The 21,820-nt window shown below is 69.3% G+C and carries 20 protein-coding genes; 17 read left to right on the forward strand and 3 right to left on the reverse strand.

All coding sequences use genetic code 11. The annotated features are described in order from the left end of the window. Window positions 1-46 precede the first annotated feature (46 nt). Window positions 47-568, forward strand: a complete 522-nt coding sequence (locus POL67_RS38430) for a tetratricopeptide repeat protein (RefSeq protein ID WP_271925662.1) — start codon at window positions 47-49, stop codon at window positions 566-568. Between the two features lie 9 nt (window positions 569-577). Here POL67_RS38430 and POL67_RS38435 read toward each other — a convergent pair whose 3' ends face one another. Continuing rightward, window positions 578-1,330 carry a hypothetical protein gene (locus POL67_RS38435; RefSeq protein ID WP_271925664.1) on the reverse strand — a complete coding sequence of 251 codons (753 nt, stop codon included), beginning with the start codon at window positions 1,328-1,330 and terminating at the stop codon, window positions 578-580. Next, window positions 1,327-3,363: a hypothetical protein gene (locus POL67_RS38440; protein WP_271925665.1), complete on the reverse strand. Its 2,037-nt coding sequence runs from the start codon at window positions 3,361-3,363 to the stop codon at window positions 1,327-1,329. The genes POL67_RS38435 and POL67_RS38440 overlap by 4 nt, the downstream gene beginning before the upstream one ends. Before the next feature lie 254 nt (window positions 3,364-3,617). Here POL67_RS38440 and POL67_RS38445 point away from each other — a divergent pair, with 254 nt between their 5' ends. From POL67_RS38445 to POL67_RS38520, 16 genes are all read left to right on the forward strand, one after another. Then, entirely contained in the window at window positions 3,618-4,376 is a 759-nt protein-coding gene (locus tag POL67_RS38445; protein WP_271925666.1) for an SDR family NAD(P)-dependent oxidoreductase, read from the forward strand. Window positions 4,377-4,436: 60 nt separating this feature from the next. Beyond that, window positions 4,437-4,856 carry a RidA family protein gene (locus tag POL67_RS38450; protein ID WP_271925667.1) on the forward strand — a complete coding sequence of 140 codons (420 nt, stop codon included), beginning with the start codon at window positions 4,437-4,439 and terminating at the stop codon, window positions 4,854-4,856. After that, complete coding sequence (locus tag POL67_RS38455; protein WP_271925668.1) at window positions 4,853-5,434, forward strand: MarR family winged helix-turn-helix transcriptional regulator; 582 nt, start codon at window positions 4,853-4,855, stop codon at window positions 5,432-5,434. The genes POL67_RS38450 and POL67_RS38455 overlap by 4 nt, the downstream gene beginning before the upstream one ends. Continuing rightward, entirely contained in the window at window positions 5,431-6,285 is an 855-nt protein-coding gene (locus tag POL67_RS38460; protein WP_271925669.1) for an enoyl-CoA hydratase family protein, read from the forward strand. The genes POL67_RS38455 and POL67_RS38460 overlap by 4 nt, the downstream gene beginning before the upstream one ends. Continuing rightward, complete coding sequence (locus tag POL67_RS38465; RefSeq protein ID WP_271925670.1) at window positions 6,282-7,448, forward strand: acyl-CoA dehydrogenase family protein; 1,167 nt, start codon at window positions 6,282-6,284, stop codon at window positions 7,446-7,448. Before POL67_RS38460 ends, POL67_RS38465 begins: the two co-directional genes overlap by 4 nt. Before the next feature lie 365 nt (window positions 7,449-7,813). Continuing rightward, window positions 7,814-9,289, forward strand: a complete 1,476-nt coding sequence (locus POL67_RS38470) for an oxidoreductase (protein WP_271925671.1) — start codon at window positions 7,814-7,816, stop codon at window positions 9,287-9,289. A gap of 63 nt (window positions 9,290-9,352) precedes the next feature. Beyond that, complete coding sequence (locus POL67_RS38475) at window positions 9,353-10,066, forward strand: hypothetical protein (protein ID WP_271925672.1); 714 nt, start codon at window positions 9,353-9,355, stop codon at window positions 10,064-10,066. A gap of 146 nt (window positions 10,067-10,212) precedes the next feature. Then, the gene (locus tag POL67_RS38480) at window positions 10,213-11,469 is read left to right on the forward strand and encodes a metallophosphoesterase family protein (protein ID WP_271925673.1); all 1,257 of its coding nucleotides are present in this window, start codon (window positions 10,213-10,215) and stop codon (window positions 11,467-11,469) included. Window positions 11,470-11,614: 145 nt separating this feature from the next. Then, entirely contained in the window at window positions 11,615-12,220 is a 606-nt protein-coding gene (locus tag POL67_RS38485) for a hypothetical protein (RefSeq protein ID WP_271925675.1), read from the forward strand. 3 nt (window positions 12,221-12,223) lie between these two features. Further along, window positions 12,224-13,330: a hypothetical protein gene (locus POL67_RS38490; RefSeq protein ID WP_271925676.1), complete on the forward strand. Its 1,107-nt coding sequence runs from the start codon at window positions 12,224-12,226 to the stop codon at window positions 13,328-13,330. A gap of 118 nt (window positions 13,331-13,448) precedes the next feature. Beyond that, complete coding sequence (locus POL67_RS38495; protein WP_271925677.1) at window positions 13,449-14,174, forward strand: hypothetical protein; 726 nt, start codon at window positions 13,449-13,451, stop codon at window positions 14,172-14,174. A 212-nt stretch (window positions 14,175-14,386) separates the two neighbouring features. Further along, the gene (locus POL67_RS38500) at window positions 14,387-15,280 is read left to right on the forward strand and encodes a hypothetical protein (protein WP_271925679.1); all 894 of its coding nucleotides are present in this window, start codon (window positions 14,387-14,389) and stop codon (window positions 15,278-15,280) included. Window positions 15,281-15,320: 40 nt separating this feature from the next. Beyond that, the gene (locus POL67_RS38505; protein WP_271925680.1) at window positions 15,321-15,572 is read left to right on the forward strand and encodes a hypothetical protein; all 252 of its coding nucleotides are present in this window, start codon (window positions 15,321-15,323) and stop codon (window positions 15,570-15,572) included. A gap of 74 nt (window positions 15,573-15,646) precedes the next feature. Then, entirely contained in the window at window positions 15,647-16,282 is a 636-nt protein-coding gene (locus POL67_RS38510) for a hypothetical protein (RefSeq protein WP_271925682.1), read from the forward strand. A gap of 62 nt (window positions 16,283-16,344) precedes the next feature. Further along, window positions 16,345-17,151 (forward strand): alpha/beta fold hydrolase, encoded by an 807-nt coding sequence (locus POL67_RS38515; protein ID WP_271925684.1) that lies wholly within the window; start codon window positions 16,345-16,347, stop codon window positions 17,149-17,151. Beyond that, entirely contained in the window at window positions 17,151-20,015 is a 2,865-nt protein-coding gene (locus POL67_RS38520; protein ID WP_271925686.1) for a hybrid sensor histidine kinase/response regulator, read from the forward strand. The genes POL67_RS38515 and POL67_RS38520 overlap by 1 nt, the downstream gene beginning before the upstream one ends. Here the strand turns inward: POL67_RS38520 and POL67_RS38525 are convergent. After that, a complete protein-coding gene (locus POL67_RS38525) occupies window positions 20,012-21,574 on the reverse strand; it encodes an ATP-binding protein (protein ID WP_271925688.1) in 1,563 nt (520 codons plus the stop codon). The genes POL67_RS38520 and POL67_RS38525 overlap by 4 nt on opposite strands. Window positions 21,575-21,820: the final 246 nt, after the last annotated feature.

Raw genomic sequence — 21,820 nt, forward strand, 5'->3', positions numbered from 1 at the left:
CGGTCGTGTTACGGCGCGCCGCACTTTCCGCGCGTATGCTTCGCGCATGGCAACGCAGACCGTGGATGCACAAGACGCCGCCCGATGGGACGCGGTCGAGGAGGCGACCGAGCTCATGAACGACGGCCGCTTCATCGAGGCGCTCGTCGCGCTGCGGAACGTCATCAAGGCCGACCCGAGGAACCCCTACGCGTTCCATTTCCTCGGCGCCGCCCTCTTCGAGACGGGCGAACGCGAGACCGCGCGTGAAGCCTACCGCGCGGCGCTCCGCCTCGCCCCGAACTACCTCGGCGCGCGTGTCGCGCTCTCGCACCTCCTTCGCCAGCTCGGCGACCTCGACGGCGCGCTCTCCCAGGCGAACGAGGCGCTCCGCAGGTTCCCCGGCGACGGCGAAGCGATGCAGGCCGCCGGCCTCGCCTACGCCGCGAAGGGCAACCGCAAGGCCGCGAAGAAACAACTCGAAGGGTTCCTCAAGTCGAACCCCGAGCTCGAAACGCGGCTCGAAGTCGAGCAGATCCTCAGCATGCTGGGGATCGCGGGCGAAAACGAGCCGGTCGAGTTCGATTGAGCGCGGAGGTCAGATGCGGACGCGCGTGAGGCATGCCTCGGCGAGCGCCTTCGCGCCCACCGACTCGGCCACACGCGCCGCTGCGCGGAAGCCCGCGGCGCGCTCCAGCGCCTCGGCCCCACGACGCGCGCCTTGCACCCGGAACGACACGCTCCGCACGAACGCGCGCATCGCCGCGACGTCGTCCCCCGCAGCCGCCAGGATCTCGCCGAGCACGAGCGCCGCGTGCGCGGCCATGGCCTCGCTGCCCGGGTAAAACGGCTCGGCCAGCACCCTCGCGAGCGTCGCGCCGTCCTTCTGCGAGGCCGCGATCTCCGCCGCGATCTCGGGCGTGGGCCGCGGCGCGGGCTCGACCCCGAGCCGCGCCTCCAGGTACCCGAGCACGTCCCACGCGACACGCCGGAACGCTTCGAGCCCGTCCGTCGGCGCTTCCAGCACGCCGCCGCCCGCGCGTTTGCCCTCGTGATCGAGGTCCCGCACGATCACGAGATCGTCCCGCTCGCCGATCACGAAGAGATCACCGTCCCAGCCGAGCGACTTCTCCTCCGTCAGCCATTTCGTTGCAGGACCGACTTCCTCGGGCCCGAGCAAGCGCGTGCCGTCGCCGAGCTCGATCCCGCCTGCGATCGCCCATAACGCCGCGAGATCCTCGGGCGGATCCCGCGTGAGATCCCACGCCCCTTGCCCCGGCGGGCGTCGCTTCGTGATCCCCTGCGCGGCGCAGATCCGCGCCGCGCGCTCGCTCGCGGAGTCTTCGATCACGGCTGCGAAACCTGCCCCTTCGGCTCGTCGCTCAGGCTGCGGAGGAACTTCGAGGACTGGGATCGCGCATCGACCACGCGGAAGACCACGAAGTGACCGTCCGAGCCCTCCGGCACCGGCCATTGCGCGAGCACGCCCGTCGCCTGCCCGCCGGCGAGGTTGCCCGACAGGCCCATCTCCGGGATCTCCACCGTGCCCGGCCCGCCCCATGCGAGCTCCGGGATCGGCCACTGCGACGGCTCGACGAGCGGCAGCCCCATCGCGATCGCGTGCATCTCGATCCCCCGTGTCGGCGAGTAGCTGTCGCCTGTCCCGTCGGAGTTCACGCCTTCGGTCATGTAGATGCTCTTCGGCGCCATCCCCTCGCGCGGCGCGAGGGCCACATGCCGCGCATAATGCAGCGGATCGCTCGCGTCCACGAGCATCTGCGCGAGCGAGAGCGCCGGGTGGAAGAGGTCGAGCTCTCCCTCCTCTTCGGCCCTCAGGCTGAGGAAGACCGTCTTCACGAGCTGCGCGATGCTCGGCGACGGGCTCGTCTTCTCGAGCAGCGTGATCGCCATGACCGCGGACGAGCCCGAGAGCACGCCGCCGCGCGCCTGATCGTCCGAGGCGAGGAAGAGCGGACCGTTCAGCCCGCCCTGCGAGTGGCCGAAGTACGTGAGCCGCGAGCCGTCGAAGCGAATCGGCTGGCCCGTCACCGAGATCGACGCGGGCACCTCCATCTTCGACTCCGTGAAGAGCCGCGCCCGCTGCACCTCGTCGAGCGCCGCCTGCCGGCTGTTCGTCCGGGCCGCCAGGACGTTGTTCACGTTGAAGAAGAGCAGCGAAATCCTCGACGTATCGCCGTCCTTCGGCGCGCCCGGCCTGCGGCCGTGGAAGATCTGATCGACCCCCATCGAGGCGATGCATTGCTCGGCGAGGCTGCGCGCGGTCCCGTCGTACACGTAGCTGCGGAAATCGCCGCCCGTGCCGTGCGCGTAGAGCACGATCGGAAAGCCCTCCGCCGGCATCGGGCACGCGGCCGAGTTCGGCACGGTGAGCGAGAAGCGCAGATCAAACGTGTCGACGACCGCGGGCGCGCCGTTCTCGTACTTGAACGAGCCGCCGTCGCTCGGCTTCTCGAAGGGCACCTCGCCCTCCTGGTAGTTCGGCGACGGCCCGTAGACGCCGATGTACTCCGTGCGCGCGTCCCACGTGCCTCCGATGATCCACGCGGACGGGTTCGCCAGGGGCGCGGGCACGTTCGCGCGCAGGTGATCCCGCGCCGCGAAGAGCTCCTCCGTCGGGTCGTTCGTCCGGAAGACCGCGAGGTGCACGATGTGCGCGCGCTCGATCCCGGCCTTCTCGATCTCCGCCACGGCGGGCGCGAGCGCTTCCTTCGCGGAGGCGGCCGCGTCGCTCGTGGTGCTCTGCTCGCCGAGCACCTGCGCGAGCTCGGCGCTCTTCGTGATCGTGCCGCCCGAGGCGCCGCGCACCGCGTCGGTCACGACGAGCGCATACTGCGTGTGGGGCCGGAGCGGAAAGCCCAGCGTGGGCATGAAGGCCAGCGTGTTCGTCGGGTAGTACACGCCCTCTTCGGCGCGGAACTGGAGCGAGACGAGCCTGCGCGTCCCGTGCTCGGGCGACGCGGGATCGATGTCGAGGAGCTGCACCGATGCGTCCTTCGCGAGCGCGAGGGCCGGCGTCTGCGGGAGCGACTCCGGATCGAGCGGGCCATCGAAGCGCACGTACCCCGCGGCCGCCGGCGAGAAGCCGTCGAGCTTGTGATCCATCTTCGCGATGTACTCGGAGAGGATCGGCACCTGCCGCGGGTTCGGGAATCCTTCGAGCGGGACGACGCCGTCTTCGAGGCGCAGATCACTCGGCCACGGGTGATCAAAAAAGACGGTGTCCGCGGGCGCGGTCGGCGACGACGGAGCTACCCAGATCGAGGCGGCCTCGGGCGGCAGCGCCGGCTCGGGGCCACACCCGGCGACGCCGAGCAGGAGCGAAGACGATACGAGCGCAAACGAGAAGCTCCGAAGGTCGCGCATGGCGGGAAAAGTATGCCTGACGGTAGCCCAGCGCGATAGGCCGGGGACGCCTGCTTTTCGCGTCGCCACGCCGCGCAAGTTCCGCACCCACGGCGCCCAGGTCGTTCCCGTTTCGTCGCGCTCGCCGCCCGCTCGGCTCGGACGCTCCGTCCCCCGCCCCGCCCGTGGCGTGTGGCCTCTGCCCGCCGGCCCTGACCCGCCCACGCCCGCTCGGCTGCATTGTTCTTTAGATATGAATCTTTTATACGTGCGTCATGTTCCTCGCTGGAAAGAATGCCCTGGTCACGGGAGGCGGGCGCGGGATCGGGCGCGCCATCGCCGAGCGGCTCGCCCGCGAGGGCGCCCGTGTCCTCGTCACGGGGCGCACCCAGCCCGAGATCGACGAGGTCGCGAACGAGATCGGCGGCGTCGCCGTGCGCATGGACGCGAAAGATCGCGCGAGCGTGAAGGCCGCGATCGACACCGTGCACGCCGTCGGCCCCGTCGACGTGCTCGTGAACAACGCCGGCTTCGCCGAGTCCGTGCCCTTCGACCGAACGACGGACGAGGTCTGGGACGACCTGCTCGAAGTGAACGTGACGAGCGCCTTCGCCCTCTGCCGCGCGTTCGTCCCCGGGATGATCGAGCGTGGCTTCGGCCGCGTGATCAACGTCGCCTCGAACGCGGGCCTCGTCGGCTACGGCTACAGCGTGGCGTACTGCGCCTCGAAGCACGCGATGGTCGGCATGACACGCGCGCTCGCCGTGGAGATCGCGAAATCCCCCGTCACCGTGAACGCCGTCTGCCCGGGGTGGACGCGCACGCGCATGGGCGACGAGGCGACCTCGCGCATCGCGCAAAAGACCGGCCGCAGCGCCGAGGCCGCGCAGAAGATCCTCGCGAACATGTCACCCCAGCAGCGCTTCGCCGAGCCCGAAGAGATCGCCCACATCGTGGCCATGCTCTGCGCGCCCGAGGCCCGCAGCGTGCACGGCCAGGCCATCCCCATCGATGGTGGCCAGGTCATGAAATAGGACGGGGTTTGGGGCGAAGGGCGCCGAAGGCGACCCGAAGCCCAAGAGGTGAAAAACGCGATGAACGACAAGCTCACCTTCGTGAACCCGGAGGGCTATCTGCCTCCGAAGGGATACTCGAACGGCGCCCTGGTCTCGGGGCCCACGCTCTTCGTGGCCGGCCAGGTCGGCTGGAACGCGCAGTGCGAGTTCGAGACCGACGACCTCGCCGAGCAGTTCGCGCAGGCGCTCGACAACGTGCTCGCCGTCGTGCGCGCCGCCGGCGGCGGCCCCACGGACCTCGCCAAGATGACCGTGTACGTGACGGATCTCGACGCCTACCGCGGCTCGCGGAAGGCGATCGGGCAGGCGTGGCGCGCGCGGCTCGGCAAGCATTTCCCCGCGATGGCGCTGCTCGGCGTCGCGGGCCTCGTGGAGAAACGCGCCAAGGTCGAGATCGAGGCCGTGGCCGTGCTTCGCGGAGCGACGGACCCGGCGTGAGGCGAGGCGCGCCGACCCGCAGGCCCGTGAGCGCGCAGCCCGTGGGCAAGGGCGAGCAGAACCCCGCCGTGCGCGCGTGGGTCCGCATCCTCGCCGTGCAAAAGGCCGCGCTCGCCGCGATCCGCGACGACCTCGAGCACGAGATGACCCTGCCGCGCTTCGACCTGCTCTCGAACCTGGTCCGCGAGAACGGCCAGACCCTCGCGTCGCTCTCGCGCTCGATGCTCGTGACGGCCGGCAACATCACCGGCCTCGTCGATCGCGCCGCGCGCGACGGGCTCGTCGAGCGCAGGGCCGATCCGAACGATCGGCGCGCCTGGCGCGTGCACCTTACGCCCAAGGGCCAGCTCGCCTTCCAGCGCGCCGAGCGCCGCCACGCCGCGCGTGTCTCCAAGCTCTTCTCCGCGCTCAGCGGTAGCGAGATGTCGAGCCTCGTGCGGATGCTCGACAAGGTACGACAAACCATCCACGGACCCGAGCTCTCGGCCGTCCGCGGCCCGCGCGGCGAGGCACGCCGCACCCCCGAGCGCGGCACGGGCAGGCGCCGCGCCCGCGCCAAAACCGAGGAAGATTCGTGACCCTCTCGCCGACCACCTTTGACCTCGAAATCTCCCGCGGCATCGCGCAGATCACCCTGAACCGGCCCGAGCGCCTGAACGCGCTCACCTTCGAGGTGTACGGCGAGCTCGCGCAGACCTTCCGCTCCCTGGAGAAAGCCAACGACGCGCGCGCCGTGGTGATCACCGGCAAGGGCCGCGGCTTCTGCTCGGGCGGCGACGTCGAGGGCATCATCGCCGAGCTCTTCGCCCGCGACATCACGGGCCTCGTCGAGTTCACGCGTGTCACGGGCGCCCTCATCCAGAGCATCGCCGAGCTGCGCCGCCCCGTGATCGCCGCGATCAACGGCGTCGCCGTGGGCGCGGGCGCCGTCATCGCCGCGGCCTGCGACCTGCGTATCTTCGCGGAGAGCGCGCGCATCGGCTTCATCTTCCCGCGCGTTGGCCTCTCGGGCGCGGACATGGGCGCCTCGTTCCTCCTGCCCCGCATCGTCGGCCGCGGCCGGGCCGCGGAGCTGCTCTTCTTCGGGGATCTCGTCGGCGCCGAGGAGGCTTACCGCATCGGCCTCGCGAACCGCGTCGTGCCTGACGCCGACGTCCTCGCGACGGCGCGCGGCTGGGCCGAGCGCCTCGCGAAAGGCCCGACCTTCGCGCATCGCATGACGAAGCAGATGCTCGAAAGCGAGCACGGCATGACCCTCGCCGCCGCGATCGAGGCCGAGGCGCAAGCGCAGGCGCTCTGCATGGCCCACCCCGATTTCAAAGAGGCCTTCGAGGCCAACAAGGCGAAACGCCCGGCGCGTTTCCTCGGCGCGGAGATCTGCGATCCGCCGCCGGCCGCGCCGAAGGCCGACGCAGGGAGCGAGCCGTGAGCGCCCGCTTCACGCTCTCCGTCCCGGACCTCGCGCCCTTCTTCGAGGCGCGCCACCACGAGCTCGCGACGCGCCTCCAGGGCGAGCACCTCGACGTGCTCGCGACGACCGAGGACGCGACCGAGGTCGCGCGCCTCCTCGGGGATCCCCTCGGCTTGTACGCCTACCTCGTCCCCGAGGCCTACGGCGGCGCCACGACGGGCCGCCCGATGGACCTCGCGTACATCGACGTGCGCGCGCTCGTCCTCGTGCGCGAGGCGCTCGGCCAGATCTCCGCGCAGGCCGACTCGATCTTCGCGGTGCAGGGCCTCGGCACCTACCCGATCCTCCTCGGCGGCTCGCAGGACCTCATCGCCGAGGTCGTGCCCGACGTCGTGCGGGGCCGCCGCCTCGGGGCCTTCGCGCTCACCGAGCCGGAGGCGGGCAGCGACGTCGCCTCCTTGCGCACGGTCGCGCGCAAGGACGGCGAGGGCTGGGTGCTCGACGGGGAAAAGACGCTCATCTCGAACGTCCCCATCGCCGATCACCACGTCGTCTTCGCGAACGCCGACCCCTCGCTCGGCCGTAAGGGGATCACCGCGTTCTACGTCCCGAAGGGCGCGCCCGGCCTCACGCTCGAGCCGCTGCCGATGAGCGCGCATCCGCTCGGCCGCTTGCGCCTCGAAGGCTGCCGGGTGCCGAATGAGCACGTGCTCGGGCACGTCGGCGCGGGCTTCCGCATCGCGATGGAGACGCTCGACGCGTTCCGCATCTCCGTCGGCGCGGCCGCGAACGGGATGGCCGCGCGGGCGCTCTCGGCGACGCTCGATCACGTCAAGCGTCGGCGCCAGTTCGGGGCGCCGCTCGCGGATCGGCAGATCGTGCAGGCGTACCTCGCGGAGATGGCGACCGAGCTCGACGCGGCGCGGCTCCTCGTGGCGCGCGCGGCGCACCGGCGCGACACCACGGGCGAGCGCGTCACGAGCCTGGCGGCGATGGGCAAGATGTACGCGACCGAGGCGGCGCAGCACATCATCGACAAGGCCGTGCAGCTCCACGGCGGGATCGGCGTGCTCGAAGGGAGCGTGGTCGAGCGGCTTTATCGGGAGATCCGGCCGCTGCGCATCTACGAGGGGACCACGGAGATCCAGAAGCTCGTCATCGCGAAGGCGCTGCTCGGCTGAGCCGTCGTCCCGGGCGCCGACGGGATCGTCGACCCGCCCGACGGGATCGTCGACATGCCTCGACGACTTCGTCGACCCCGACGACGAGGTCAGTGACCTGCCCGACGAAGTCATCGACGCGGACGACGTGATCGTCGATCTGCCTCGACGACTTCGTCGACCCCGACGACGTCTTCCTCGACCCCGAAGACGAGATCGTCGGCCTGCCTCGACGACTTCGTCGACCCGGACAACGCGGTCGCCGGTCCGCCCGACGACATCGTCGACCTGCCTCGACGACTTCGCCGACATGCCCGGCGCTGCCGACCGGCTTGCCTTGCGTCTTGCCGCGCCCCTTGCTCCGTGTCTCCCTCCCCCGTCCCGCCATGTGGAAGCCAAAGGAGCGCATCCGCCATCCCCTCCCCGAGGACCGGCCTCCCACGGCCGAGGAGGCCGCTCGCTCGCGCCTCTTCTCGCCGCTCACCCTCGCCTCCGGCCTGACGCTCGCCGCTCGCACGTGGGTGCCCGCCATGGTCCCCTGGCGCGCGACCGAGGAGGGCTTCGTCACAAAGGACGTGCTCGACTGGTACGGCCGCTTCGCCGAGGGAGAGCCGGGGGCCCTCGTCGTCGAGGCCACCGGGATCCGGGACGTCCCGAGCGGGCCGCTCCTGCGCATCGGACACGACCGCTTCGTCCCCGGCCTCGCCGAGCTCACGCGCCGCGTCCGCGAACAGAGCGGCGGCCGCACCCGCCTCTTCGTCCAGATCATCGACTTCCTCCGCATCCGCCGCCGCCCCCCGCGCGAAAAATTCCTGGAGACCCACCTCGTCCTCACGCCCACGCACCGAAAGAACCTGGCGCGCGAGACCGGGGACGCCGGGTGGGCCGAGGCCCCCGACGCAAGCCTCCGCGCCTTCTTGCGGACCACGAGCGACGAGGTCCTCGATCGGATCCTCGATCCCCGCGAGCTCGAAGCCCTCCGCTTCGGGGCACGCGAGCGCGTCACCGATGTCCACGAGCCCCACATCCGCGACCTGCCGCGTGTCCTGCCCTCGCTCTTCGCCGCGGCCGCGAAACGCGCGAAGGACGCCGGGTTCGACGGCGTCGAACTGCATTACGCGCACGCCTACACGATGGCCTCGTTCCTCTCCGCGCGAAACGACCGGACGGACGGGTATGGCGGATCCCGGGACGCGCGCGCGCGCCTGCCGCTGGAGGTCTTCGCCGCCGTGCGGGAGGCCGTCGGCCGCTCCTATACCGTCGGCTGCCGCTTCCTTTGCGACGAGATCATCGAAGGCGGCAGCCGCGTCGACGACGCGATCCATTACGGCCTGCTCTTCGCCCGCGCCGGCATGGACTTTCTCTCCCTCTCCACGGGCGGCAAATTCGAGGATTCGAAGCAACCCAAGGTCGGCGAGGCGGCGTATCCCTACACCGGGCCGAGCGGCTATGAGTGCATGCCCACGGCCCTCTCCGACGCGCGGGGCCCCTTCGCGCGCCACGTCGAAAAGCAGGCCCGCATTCGCGCGGCTCTCCGCGCCGAAGGGCTCGACACTCCCACCGTCGCGGCCAGCGGCATTGGCACATTCGTCCAGGCCGAATCGATCCTCGCCCGCGGCGAGGCCGATCTCGTCGCCGCGGCGCGCCAATCGCTCGCCGATCCCGACTGGTTCCGCAAGCACCGCGAGGGCCGCGGCGCCGAGGTGAGGCGCTGCATCTACTCGAATTACTGCGAGGCGCTCGACCAGCGCCACCGCCAGGTCACCTGCCAGCTCTGGGATCGGCAGGATCTCGACGCCCCGGACGCCGTGCGCAGCGTCGAGGGAAATCGCAGGCTCGTCGCTCCCCGCTGGGATCGGTGACTCGTGTACCCTTGCGGGACCGGCGCCCCGCCGCGGGCGCCCTTGAAGAAAGAGTGGCTTTCCATGAATACACGTTGGCTCACCACGATGGCGGTCGTCGGCCTCGGCGTCCTCTCGGGCTGCAAAGAGACGGTCGACTCGCAGAACGTCAAGACCGCCGGCATTGCGGCGATCATCTTCGCCACCGCCGAGTCCGATCAGGAGACCCGGCTCACCGCCACGCTCAAGGTGGGCGGCGACGAGAGCAACACCTACGTCGACCTCTCGGGCGGCGACAGCATCTTCGCCGCGGCCGGTGACAAGCGCGTCCAGATGCAGACCCAGGAGACCGGCGTCTACGAGGCCAAGTTCAACACGGCCGCCGAAGGCACCGAGTTCCTCGTCGACCTCCAGCGCGCGGACGACGACGACGCGCCTTCGAGCCGCGGCACCCTGCCCGCGCCCTTCGACCTCACGATCGGCGCGTCCGCCGTCTCGCGCGCGGCCGCCCTCAACATCACCTGGACCCCCTCGGGCTCGAACGACGACGTGCGCCTGGAGCTGAACAGCCCCTGCACGTTCCTCGAGACCATCGACGTCCCGGGCGACAGCGGCACGCACACGATCCAGGCCAATACCCTGCAGGCGACGGGCTCGGCGGACCAGCCCCCGCCCACGTGTGACGTCACCGTCACGATGACCCGCACGCGCCGCGGCACGACCGACATCGCCTTCGACAGCGAAAGCTCGTTCGTTCTCCAACAGATCCGCGTCGGCAAGTTCACCTCGACGCCCTAAGAGGGTGTTTCACAGGCGTCGCGAGCGGCTCGAGGCTAGGGAGGCCGAGCGAGGCGTACTCTGTACGTCGAGCGAGGCCGACCGACGCATCGAGCCGCGCAGCAGCCTGTGAAACACCCTCTTAGCGGGAGTACACTGCGGCGCGTATGCCGACGCTCGCCGCTCCCCCTCGCCTCCTCGCCGCCCTCGGACTCGCCGCCTCGCTCACCTCCGGCTGTAGCGATCCGACGCCCGCAGAACCCCCGCCGCCTCCGCCCACGGACGAACGTTGCCCCGGCACCGGCGTCAGCAAGGGGCCCTGGTCGCTCCGCGCCGATCGCACCTCCGCCGTCGTCCGCTGGGAGGCCTGCCGGCAGGGCGTCGCCGGGGGCGTCGTGTTCACGCCCGAAGGCGGGGGGGATGCACGCGAAGCGACCTCGACCGTCACGACGTACGAGGTCACCACGACGCGCAAAGCCGTCCTCGATCCGAGCGCGCCGCCCGACGAGGCCGGCACCTACTGGACCCACGAGGCCGTCCTTTCGGGCCTCACGGCCGGCGCCTGCGTCGACTACCACCTCGCCGCCGACCCGGCCGCGAAAGGCCGCGTCTGCGCCGCCAAACCCGACGGCGCGGACCTGCGCTTCCTCGCCATCGGCGACACGAACCCGGGCCTCAATCGCATCACGCAGAAGGTGCTCGATCAGGTCTTGCCGATGGGCCCCGATTTCACGCTGCACGGCGGGGACATCCAGTATTACGAGTCCGGCCTGGAGACGTATGCCTCCTGGTTCCCCGCGATGCGCCCCTTGCTCGCGCAGGGCGCGTTTTTCCCGGCCCTCGGCAATCACGAGCTCGAGGTGCCCGAGGAATACGAGGCCTATTATCGACGCTTCTTCGGCGGCGCCGGGTTCGACGGCGCGGGCGACCATTATCGCTTCGAATCGGGCGGCGTCTGGTTCTTCTCCCTCGACACGGAACAACCCCTGGGCCTCGCCTCCGAGCAGGGAATATGGCTCGCCGAATCCCTCGCCGACGCGGCGTCGAAGCCCGGGTATCGATTCTCCGTGGTCTTCCTCCACAAGCCGATCGTCACGTGCGGCGACAAATCCGACGATCCCGCGACACGCGCCGAGCTCGAGCCGCTCTTCGTGCAACACGGGGTCCGGCTCGTCATCCAGGCCCATATGCACGGCTACGAGCGATTCGCGTTCCCCGACCTCACGTGGATCACGACGGGCGGCGGCGGCGCCTCGCTCGCGAACGTGGACGAGAACGTGGACCGCCCCATCTGCGCGATGCGCGCCGCGTCGGGCACCGTTCGTCACGCCGTCATCCTCGACGCCACGGGCAAGACGCTCTCGGGCGAGGTGATTGATGACAAGGGCGCTGTCTGGGATACCTTCGTCCTCGAAGGACCCTGATCGACGTACGAGCGGAATGAGACGTCCGCGTTGACGTCCCCTCCCCGCCCTGGGCCTTCTCGGTGGCCTGACGCTCTGGCTCCTGCCGCTTGGCTGCTCGTCGGCCAAGATCTACCGTCCTTCGGCGCCCGATGACCGGCCGCGCGTGCCTGAAGCCACCGCAGAGCGCCTCCGGGCGTGCGTGGATGAGCTCAGCGGCACCCTCGAGCCCGGGTACTACACGCTCGACGCCTCGATAAAGGTCGACCAGGAAGGTCGTGTCGTGGAGGTCGAGACGACGGGCCAGCCCAATCCGGACGTGGGGGGTTGCATGCGGATCGCTCTGCGAGGCATGACGCTCCCCGAGGATGTCCTCGCGCGGGGCCTCTTTCGAACGTCCGCGTCGGCGAACAAGCAGGTGCTGCCGGAACGGGGGCCGATCGGGGAGGTCGTGACCATCGTGGTCGTCACGATCGTCTTCACCGAGGTCATCATTGAAGCCTTTGCGATCGCCGTTGGCGTGACGGTCACGGCGACGGTGGCGGTGGGGGCGGCGGAGGCGATTCGGAAGAGGAGGAAGAAGCCAAGCTGTTCGACTCACGTCGGCAACTGCCTCATGTCGCCTTTGGCGAGCCAGCCGGGGACTGGACCCAAGCATTCACTATGCCACGATTGCTGGATGCTGTGCGAGAACGGCAATTGGCCGAAACATGTCGAGCAAGCTAGCAGGGGACAGGTGTCCTGCTGGTATGGACCGGAGGCGGATAGATAAACGATGAACCAGGGACTCAAACGGGAAATGGCAGGGGACGAGCTTGCGTTCGCTCAAGCGAGCGGGCGTCTCTTGGTCAAGTCGCTGGAACGAACCCGGAGCTTTGCTGAGGGCGTCGAAGACTTCCGCAAGCTCGAAGCCGAGTTCGTGGAGCGCGCAGGCGACGACGAATTCGATGTGCGCGAGACGAGGCGGCGTATCGCTGAAACCATCTTGTCGTTAGCCCATGACAAGCATCCCCCCTTCGAGGTCTGCCGCGAGGCGTGGAATGATATGGTTCGCCTCGGCTTCTCGGGCATCGAAATCGAGTGCTCGATGTCCTGCTTTTACGCGGAGTGCTGCGCATACGACGAGCGGCCCGACGAGGGGCTCGTGGTGCTCGAACCGCTGCTCGCGAAGCTCGAGAGGCTGCTGGAGGGAACAAAGGGGAGCGAGGCGGAGTACCCCGCGCGCTTTTACGAAGCCGAGCTTGAGCGCTTGGGAATCCGCCGGGCCGCGCTCGAGGCCCAAAAACGGGGCGAGGTCGTCCCGTGGCTAGAGACCCGCCGCGCGGACGAGGCAGCCCCCCCGATCACCCCGGAAGAAGAGCAGGCCGACGCGCTCTATGACGCGTTCTCGAAAGCGAGCCATGCCGTCTTCAAGACCTATGGAAAATCGTTCGATCGGAGCTTCGCCGACGTCGAGGCCGACTACCGACGGGTCGAGGCGGAGTTCGTGGCGCGTGCAGGCGAAGGCGAGGTGTTCGAGGCGTGCGTGCTCGATATGAGGGCAAGGACCGCCGAGTCGATCTTGATGGCAGCCTGCTCGCTTCGCGCGCCCTTCCAGGCCTGCCGGGACGCCTGGGACGCGTTCGTCCGCGTAGGCCAAGACAAGAGCTGGATGTATCCAGAGATGTACGTGAAGGCCTGCCTGAGGAGCAACGAACCCGAGGCGGGGCTCGCCGTGGTCGAGCCGTGGATCGCCGAAATCGAGCGAAAGCTAGAGGAGTCCAAGAAACCCTTGCAGCCACCGGGGGAAACGAGCGTGGAGATCGAGCGCCAGCGCAAGGAGCTTTACGAGATACGGGACAAGCTCACTGCCATGCGCAGGGGCGGCGAGCCGTCGACTTGAGGATCGGGACAAGGCCCGGCGAGGCGAAATTCCACGCCAGAGCCGGAAGAGAAAGCCGAGGAGGGCGCGACACGCACTGCATTGACAGGCGTTCGGTGTTTCTGCTCCGATCCAGGAAATGAGACGACCGCGTTGGCCGCCCCTCCTCGCCCTGGGCCTTCTCGGTTGCCTGACGCTCTCGCTCCTGCCGCTTGGCTGCTCGTCGGCCAAGATCTACCGCCCTTCGGTGCCCGATGACCGGCCGCGCGTGCCTGAAGCCACCGCAGAGCGCCTCAGGGCGTGCGTGGATGAGCTCAAAAGCACCATCGAGCCCGGGTACTACACGCTCGACGCCTCGGTGAAGGTCGACCAGGAAGGTCGTGTCGTGGAGGTGGAGACAACGGGCCAGCCCAATGCGGACGTCGGGGGTTGCATACGGATCGCCCTGCGAGGCATGACGCTCCCCGAGGATGTCCTCGCGAGGAGCCTCTTTCGATCGTCCACGTCGGCGAACAGGCAGGTGATGCCGGAGCGGGGGCCGATCGGGGAGGTCGTGACCGTCGTGGTCGTCACGATCGTCTTCACCGAGGTCATCATTGAAGCCTTTGCGATCGCCGTTGGCGTGACGGTCACGGCGACGGTCGCGGCGGGGGCGGCGGAGGCGTTCGCGAAGCGGAGGAAGCAGAAGGAACCGACCTGTACGGACCGTTATGAGGCATGCGTAGACAAAGGCAAGGATCGCGAAATGGGGAACCATTGGAATGAAACGCTCTGTGGTACATGCCTACTCTTGTGCAACAGATACAACCAGTGGCCAAATCATCTCGACACAGGGCAATCTTGCATCTATCCGGGGTTTAAATAACAAATATGAAACGCGAGAGAATCATGGACCCAGAGGAACGTGCGTTCGTGGAGCCGCATAGCAAGCTCTTGATCAAGTCGCTAGACAGAACCCGGAGCTTTGCTGAGGCCGTCGAAGATTTTCGTAAGCTTGAGTCGGAATTCGTGACTCGCGCCAGCTACAATGAATTTCAAGTGAGAGAGACGCGGCGGCGCATCGCTGAAACCATCCTGTTGCTAGCCCATGACAAGCGTCCCCCCTTCGACGCCTGCCGTGAGGCGTGGAACGATCTGGTTCGCCTCGGCTTCTCGGGCATCGACCTCGAGTGCTCGATGTCCTGGTTTTACGCCGATGGCTGCGCATACGACGAGCGGCCCGACGACGGGCTCGTGGTGCTCGAACCGCTGCTCGCGAAGCTCGAGAGGCTGCTCGAGGAAACGAAGGGGAGCGGGGTGGAGTACCCCGCGCGCCTTTACGAAAACGAGCTGGAGCGTTTGGGGAACCTCCGGGACGCGCTCGCCGCCCAGAGGCGCGGCGAGGTCATCCCCTGGCTAGAGACCCGCCGCGAGGACGAGGCAGCCCCCGCGACCACCCCGGAAGAAGAGCAGGCCGACGAGCTTTACGACGAGTTCTGGAAAGCGCACCGCGCCGCTTACAAGACCTTCAGAGACTCGAAAAATCGGAGCTTCGCCGACATCTCGGCCGGTTACCGACGGGTCGAGGCGGAATTCGTGGCGCGCGCGGGCGAAGGCGAGGCGTTCGAGGATTGCGTTGGCGCTATCAAGGCAAGGACCGCCGAGGCGATCCTCAGGGCAGCGTGTGAGCTCCGCGCGCCCTTCCAGGCCTGCCGGGACGCCTGGGACGAGTTCGTCCGCGTCGGCCAAGACAAGAGCTGGATGTATCCAGAGATGTATGTGCAGACCTGCCTGAGGAGCCACGAGCCCGAGGCGGGGCTCGCCGTGGTCGAGCCGTGGATCACCGAGATCGAGCGAAAGCTCCAAGCGTGCAAGGAACCCTTGCGGCCCCCGGGGGAAACGAGCGTGGAGCTCGAGCGCCAGCGCAAGGAGCTTTACGAGATACGGGACAAGCTCACTGCGATGCGACGGGGCGGCGGGCCGTCGACTTGAGGATCGGGACAACGTCCTCGGGTGGTCGCGGGTCCGGCTCGTGATCCAGGCCCACATGCACGGCGACGAGCGATTCGTGTTCCCCGACCTCACGTGGATCACGACGGGCGGCGGCGGCGCCTCGCTCGCAAACGTGGACGAGAACATCGACCGGCCCATCTGCGCGATGCGCGCCGCCTCGGGCACCGTTCGTCACGCCGTCGTCCTCGACGCGACGGGCAAGACGCTCGCGGGCCAGGTGATTGATGGCAAAGGCACGGTCTGGGATACGTTCGTCCTCGAAGGACTCTGACGCACCGCCCCAAACGTGCTCGTCCCGGCAAACGCTCCTTGACGGAGGCGAGACCTCCTCGTTAGAAAATCGACATGCGACGCGGCCTTCACCTGGGAAAAGCTGGCCTCCTCTCGCTCACGTGCGCCGCCGCGCTGCTCTTTTCGAGCGCGGCCCGCGCCGACGATGACGATCCGCGGCGGCTCAAGCCCAAGTACGGCCTGGCCGGGATCGGCTTCCACATCGAGGCCGGCGCCGGCGTCTACCAGGTCGTCGGCCAAGGCGGCTTCGTCCCGGGCATCTACCCCCGCGCCGCGCTCGAGCTGCACCTCGGCCCGCATTTCTCGATCCCGGTCGTCGCTCGCTTCCAGACGGCCATCGACCCGAACGCGGGCGCGCCCGACTTCGCGCAGCTCTCGGTCGCGCCGGGCATCAATTTCCGCCTGCGGGAGCTCGACTGGCCCATCGCCCTCGTGTTCGGCGCCGCCGTGCGCATCGGCCGCTTCTCCGCGAGCCAGAAGCTCGTCGACGCGAACTTCCAGACGACCCCCGACGCGGGCACCGAGGAGGCGCTCGGCTTTCCCCTCGCGCCCGAGGCCACGGCCAAGCTCGAATGGTGGATCGCGCCGCCGCTCGTCGCCAAGATCAGCGCCACCTACGCGCCGGTCTTCGTGAACAAGCAGCCGATCCACAACATCGAAGAGGCCCTCGCGATCGCGCTGGTTTTTTGACGTAGCACGGGGCCATTCCCTTCCGCCGAGAGGGCTCGTACCCTCGACGGTGGGAGCCCCGCATGGAACCGACCCCTTCCTCCCGGCAAAACAACGCGCGCGTCCTCGGCGCAGGTGAAACCACGATCGTCCTCGCCCACGGCTTCGGGACGGATCAAACGGCGTGGCGTCATCAAGCGTCCACGCTCGCCGAGCGGCACCGCGTCCTGCTCTTCGATCACGTGGGCGCGGGGAGCTCGGATCTCGACGCCTACAGCCCGCGCCGCTACCAGAGCCTGCGCAGCTACGCGATGGACCTGCTCCTCCTGCTGGAGGAGCTCGCCCTGGAGGACGTGGTCTACGTCGGCCACTCCATGAGCGGGATGATCGGCCTGCTCGCCGCCGTGGAGGAGCCGAGCCGCTTCCGCAAGCTCGTCCTGCTCGGCGCCTCGCCCCGCTACCTCGACGACGTGGGCTACGAAGGCGGCTTCAAGCGCGCCGATCTCGACGGGCTCTACCGCGCGATGCAGACGAACTTCCACGCCTGGGCCAGCGGGTTCGCCCCGATCGTGACGGGCAACCCCGACAGACCCGATCTGGCCCGGGACTTCGCCGCCAGCCTGGGAGCGCTGCGGCCGGACATCGTGCTGACCGTCGCCCGCATCATCTTCGAGTCCGACCACCGCAAAGACCTGCCAAAGCTCACGCTCCCGACGCTCGTGCTCCAATCGCAGGCGGACGTCGCCGTCCCCATGTCGGTCGGCACGTACCTCACGAACCACATCCCCCGTGCGGAGCTCCAGGTGCTCGACGCGACCGGCCACATGCCGCATTGGAGCGCTCCGGAGCAGGTGACACGCGCGATCCAATCGTTCGCCGCCTCCGCCTGATGGGTACGAGCACGCCCGAAGCCCTGCTCGCCGCGCTCGGCGCCGGGGATCCGGACGCGGCTCTCCCCCGCGTCCTCGCCGTGCTCCACGAGCGATTCCACGTCGACGCGGTCCTCGCGCTCCGTCGGATCGACCCCGTGACGGCCCTCGCGCTCGCGAGCGCCCCGGCGGGCCTCCTCCCCGACGGCATGACACACGCCGCGATCTTCGCCGGCGCGCTCGAATCGGCGCGGCCGGTCTTCGACGCCGTCGTGACGTCCGAAATGGGGCTGCCGCGTGGCCTCCGGGGCAGCCTCGCGATCCTGCCCTGGTCCTCGGTCGACGAGGCGGGCGGCCTCGCGCTCATTCGCCGCGAGAACACACCCTTCTCGGCCGAGGAGCAGCGCGCCCTCGTCGCCCTCCTTCCCCTCTTCCACCTGCTCGCGCTGTACCTGCAGAAGGCGGAGCTCGCCTCCGCGGTCTCGACCCGCTTCGATACCGTCTTCCAAACCCTCCCGCATGGCCTCGTGTTCGTGGATGATCGCGGGTCCGAGGCGTGGGTGAACGGGGCGGCGGCGGCGCTCCTCGGGCTGCCCAAGGGCTTGCACGAGCCGGCGCGCGTGGCGCGATCGATGGCCGGCCTCTGGGGTCGCGCCGAGGACCGCGCGGGCCTCCGGCAGAGCGCGCTCGCCGTGATGAACCAGCGGGACGGCGAGCTACGCGACGCGCGGTGGGTCTTCGCGGGGCCACCTCGCCGGGTGCTCAGCATCTCCAGCACGGCCACGGGCGAACGTGAGCACCGCGGCCGGCTCTGGCTCTTCATCGACGTCACGGCGCAGCACCTCGCCAGCGAGGAGCTCGAAGCAAAAAACGCCGCGCTCGAAGCCGCGCGCCGGGAGGCGGACCTCGCCAACGCGGCGAAGTCGCGGTTCCTCGCCACGATGAGCCACGAGATCCGGACGCCGATGAACGCCGTCCTCGGGATGACGGGGCTCCTGCTCGACACCACGCTCGACGAGGACCAGCACGACGTCGTCGAGACCATCCGCCAGAGCGGCGAGGCGCTGCTCGCCATCATCAACGACATCCTCGATTTCTCGAAGATCGAGGCGGGCCTGATGGACCTCGAAGAGCAGCCCTTCGCGCTGCGCCCCTGCGTGGAGGAGGCCCTCGACCTCGTGACGATCGCGGCGCGCAAGAAGGGCCTCGAGCTCGGCGCCTTCATCGACCCGCGGACGCCGCCCGGCATCTTCGGCGACGTGACGCGGCTCCGGCAGATCCTCGTGAACCTCCTCGGCAACGCGGTGAAGTTCACCTCCGCGGGCGAGGTCCTCATCGAGATCACCCCCGGGGACGAGCCCGCGCCCCCCGGCAAGCTCGTGCTCCATTTCGCCGTGCGCGACACCGGCATCGGCATCCCCAAAGATCGCCTCGGGCGGCTCTTTCAATCGTTCTCCCAGGTCGACGCCTCGATCTCCCGCAAGTACGGCGGGACCGGGCTCGGCCTCGCGATCTGCAAGCGCATCGTCGAGCTGATGCACGGGCGGATCCACGTCGAGAGCGAGGAGGGCGCCGGCACGACGTTCCATTTCACGATCACGACGAGCCCCGCGCCCGACGTCGGGCGGGACCTCGCGGACGCCCTCGCCGTCGCCGGCCCGGACCTCGCGGGCCGGCACATCCTCATCGTCGACGACAGCGCCACGAACCGGCGTATCCTCGCCGAGCAGACGCGCGCATTTGGCCTGACGCCCAGGGTCGTCGCGTCCGGCGCCGAGGCCCTCGATCTTCTCCGGCGCCACGCCGAGGGGCTCCTGCCCGACGAGCCCTTCCCGTTCGCCCTCGCCCTCCTCGACGTCTCCATGCCAGGGATGAACGGCTTCGAGCTCGGCGCCGCGATTCGCCAGGATCCACGCCTCGCGGTGCTCCCCTTCCTCCTGCTCACGTCGAGCGACCTCGCCACGCACCGGGAGGCGGCGCAGCTCGGGGCCACGTGCCTCTCGAAGCCCATCAAGCAATCGAGCCTCTTCGACGCGATCATGCGCGTGCTCTCGCAATCGGTCGTGCGCCCCTCGCGCGCCCCTCGGGCCCTGGGAATCGATCCGACGCTCGGCGAGCGGCATCCGCTGCGGATCCTCCTCGCCGAGGACAACGTCGTGAACCAGAAGGTCGCGAGCCTCCTGCTTCAGCGGCTCGGGTATCGCGTGGACATCGCGGCGAACGGCCTCGAGGTCCTCGAAGCCGTCACGCGCAAGGAATACGACGTCGTGCTCATGGACGTCCAGATGCCGGAAATGGACGGCCTCGAAGCCACCCGCCGCCTCCGCGCGCAGGCCCCGCTCCGCGGCAAGCCGCGCGTGATCGCGATGACGGCGAACGCGATGCAAGAGGACAAGAAGGAGTGCCTCGCGGCGGGCATGGACGATTTCGTCGCCAAGCCCATTCGTATCGAGGAGCTCGTCGCCGCGCTGACCCGCTCGGCCCTCGGCCGGCCGAGGCCGCTCTCGACCGCGCGATTGCCGGCCGTGCACCTCCCGGACGAGCCTGTCCTCGACGAGGAGGCGTTCGAACGGATCCGGCTCGTCGCATCCCTCGACGAGGAGAACCCGCTGGCGACGCTGGTGGACGATTTCGTCCGCGATTCCCGGCGCAACCTGGAGGACATGGGCGCCGCGCTCAGGGCGGGCGACCTCCGCACGCTGGAGCGCCTCGCGCACAACCTCAAGGGCAGCGCGGGCATGCTCGGCGCCATGCGCCTCGCGCGCCGCTCGGCCGACGTCGAGCGGGCGGCCCGGGAAGGCCAGCGCGAGGGCCTCCCCCGCCTGCTCGAAGCGGCCCTCGACGAGCACACGTGTACGGCGGAGGCGCTCCTTTCGAAGTGCTAGGTCCGGTCGACGGGGAGCACGAACGAGAACGTCGTCCCCCGGCCCACCTCGCTCTCGACCCATAACCTCCCGCCCTGCGCGACCACGAGGCCCCACGAGATGGCGAGCCCGAGCCCGGTGCCTTTGTAGGCGTTCGCGTCGCCCCGCCAGTACGGCTTGAACAGGTTCGGCAGGTGCTCCGCGGGGATCCCGCGGCCCGTATCCGCGACCGAAAACACCACCTCGTCCTCGCGCGGCTCCACGCGCACGACCACGGATCCGCCTGGCTCCGTCGCGCTGATCGCATTGCCGAGGAGGTTTCCGAGGATCTGGATCACCCGATCGTGATCACAAAGCACCCGCGGCGGCTCCCCGACGACCTCGCACCCCAAGCCGATCCCCTTCTCGCTCGCCCTCTCCTCGAAGCTCGCCACGGCTTCCTGCACGATGCCGCGTGGCTCCTCGGGTTTGCGTGCCACCGAGAGGCGATTCGCCGCCACGGCCGCGAGGTCCACGAGGTCCCCGATGATCCGCGCCATGTGCCGCGCGTGGCGCAACGCCGTCTCCGTACGTTGCCGGAGGTCGGCCCCGGCCTCGCCCGGCGGCGCCCTCCGGGCCAAGAGCTCCAGGTTCATCGTGATCACGCTGAGCGGATTGCGCAGATCGTGGGACACGATTTCGAGGATCTGCTCGCGCGCCTGGATGGACTCCCGGAGCTCGGTGATGTCGATGGTCACGCCCTGGAACATCGGCGCGCCCGCGCGCTCGGTCCCGTGCACGCCGGTGTGGACCCAGAGGACACGACCGTCCGGCCGCAGGAAACGGTGGTCCAGGCGCTCGTCGGTCCGTGCTTCGAGGCAGCGGCGGAAGAGCGCGAGGAGCCGGCCGTGCTCCGCGGCGGGGACGTGGGTGCCCCAGAAATCGGGCGCGCTCATCCATTCGGCCGGCGTCATACCGGTCACGGGCGTGGCCCGTTCACTCACGAACGAAAACCGGAGGGAGAGCGCGTCGGCCTCCCATACGACGACGTGATCCAGGTTGTTCACGAGATCGCGGAAGCGCAGCCGCTCGATGTCGACCTGGGCGAGGACACGTTCGAGCTCGGCGCGGCTCTCCCCTGCGCCCCGGTCGCGGGCGCGCGTGTAGCGCTCGACGGCCGCGACGATGGCCGCGTCGATGGCCTGGTGGAGGGTCAGGAACCCCTCGGGGCCGCCGGGCAGGTTTTGCTTTCGCCAGAGCGACCGCGTGATCGTCGACCTCAAGAGCGCGTATTCGGTGACGACGGAGGTGAGATCGAATCCCTCCTCCAGCCGCTCCTCCGCGTGGGCCTGGGCAGTCTCGGACGGAGGCTTCGGGGTCCGACCGACCCGAAGCGCGTCCACCATGTCGGCGATTTCTTCGAGCAGGGTGGGGATGTGATCGAGGAGGTGCGGACGGGGGAGATCACGCCCGGCCGGCATCCGCCGGACGGCTCGCTCCCACGCCTCGAGGATCTCGGGCTGCGCACCGCGCAGAAGGTCGGCCAGCGCGGCTCCGCTCGTTTCTCCGCCCGCGCCGGGGCCTTCGCTTGGGGGCTCCACGTGGGTGGAACGTGGCCGCCCGAAACGCGCGGAGAGCCAGCGGGCGAGCCGTCCCTTCGTTCGCAGGCGTTCGCTTGGATCCATGCCGCACGTCTCACGTGGGGCCGAGCGCGCTCTATCGGCAGGGGCCCCGATGCCCTCCCGCGCCGAAGGACCCGGCGTGGCTGCCGGGCGAGCGCGGGTCAAACCCGGAGACCCATACCGATCTTTCGAACGCACAATTTCACAGCGATACCGGAACCCCTC

This window comes from Polyangium mundeleinium, from assembly GCF_028369105.1.
Taxonomy (GTDB): domain Bacteria; phylum Myxococcota_A; class Polyangia; order Polyangiales; family Polyangiaceae; genus Polyangium; species Polyangium mundeleinium.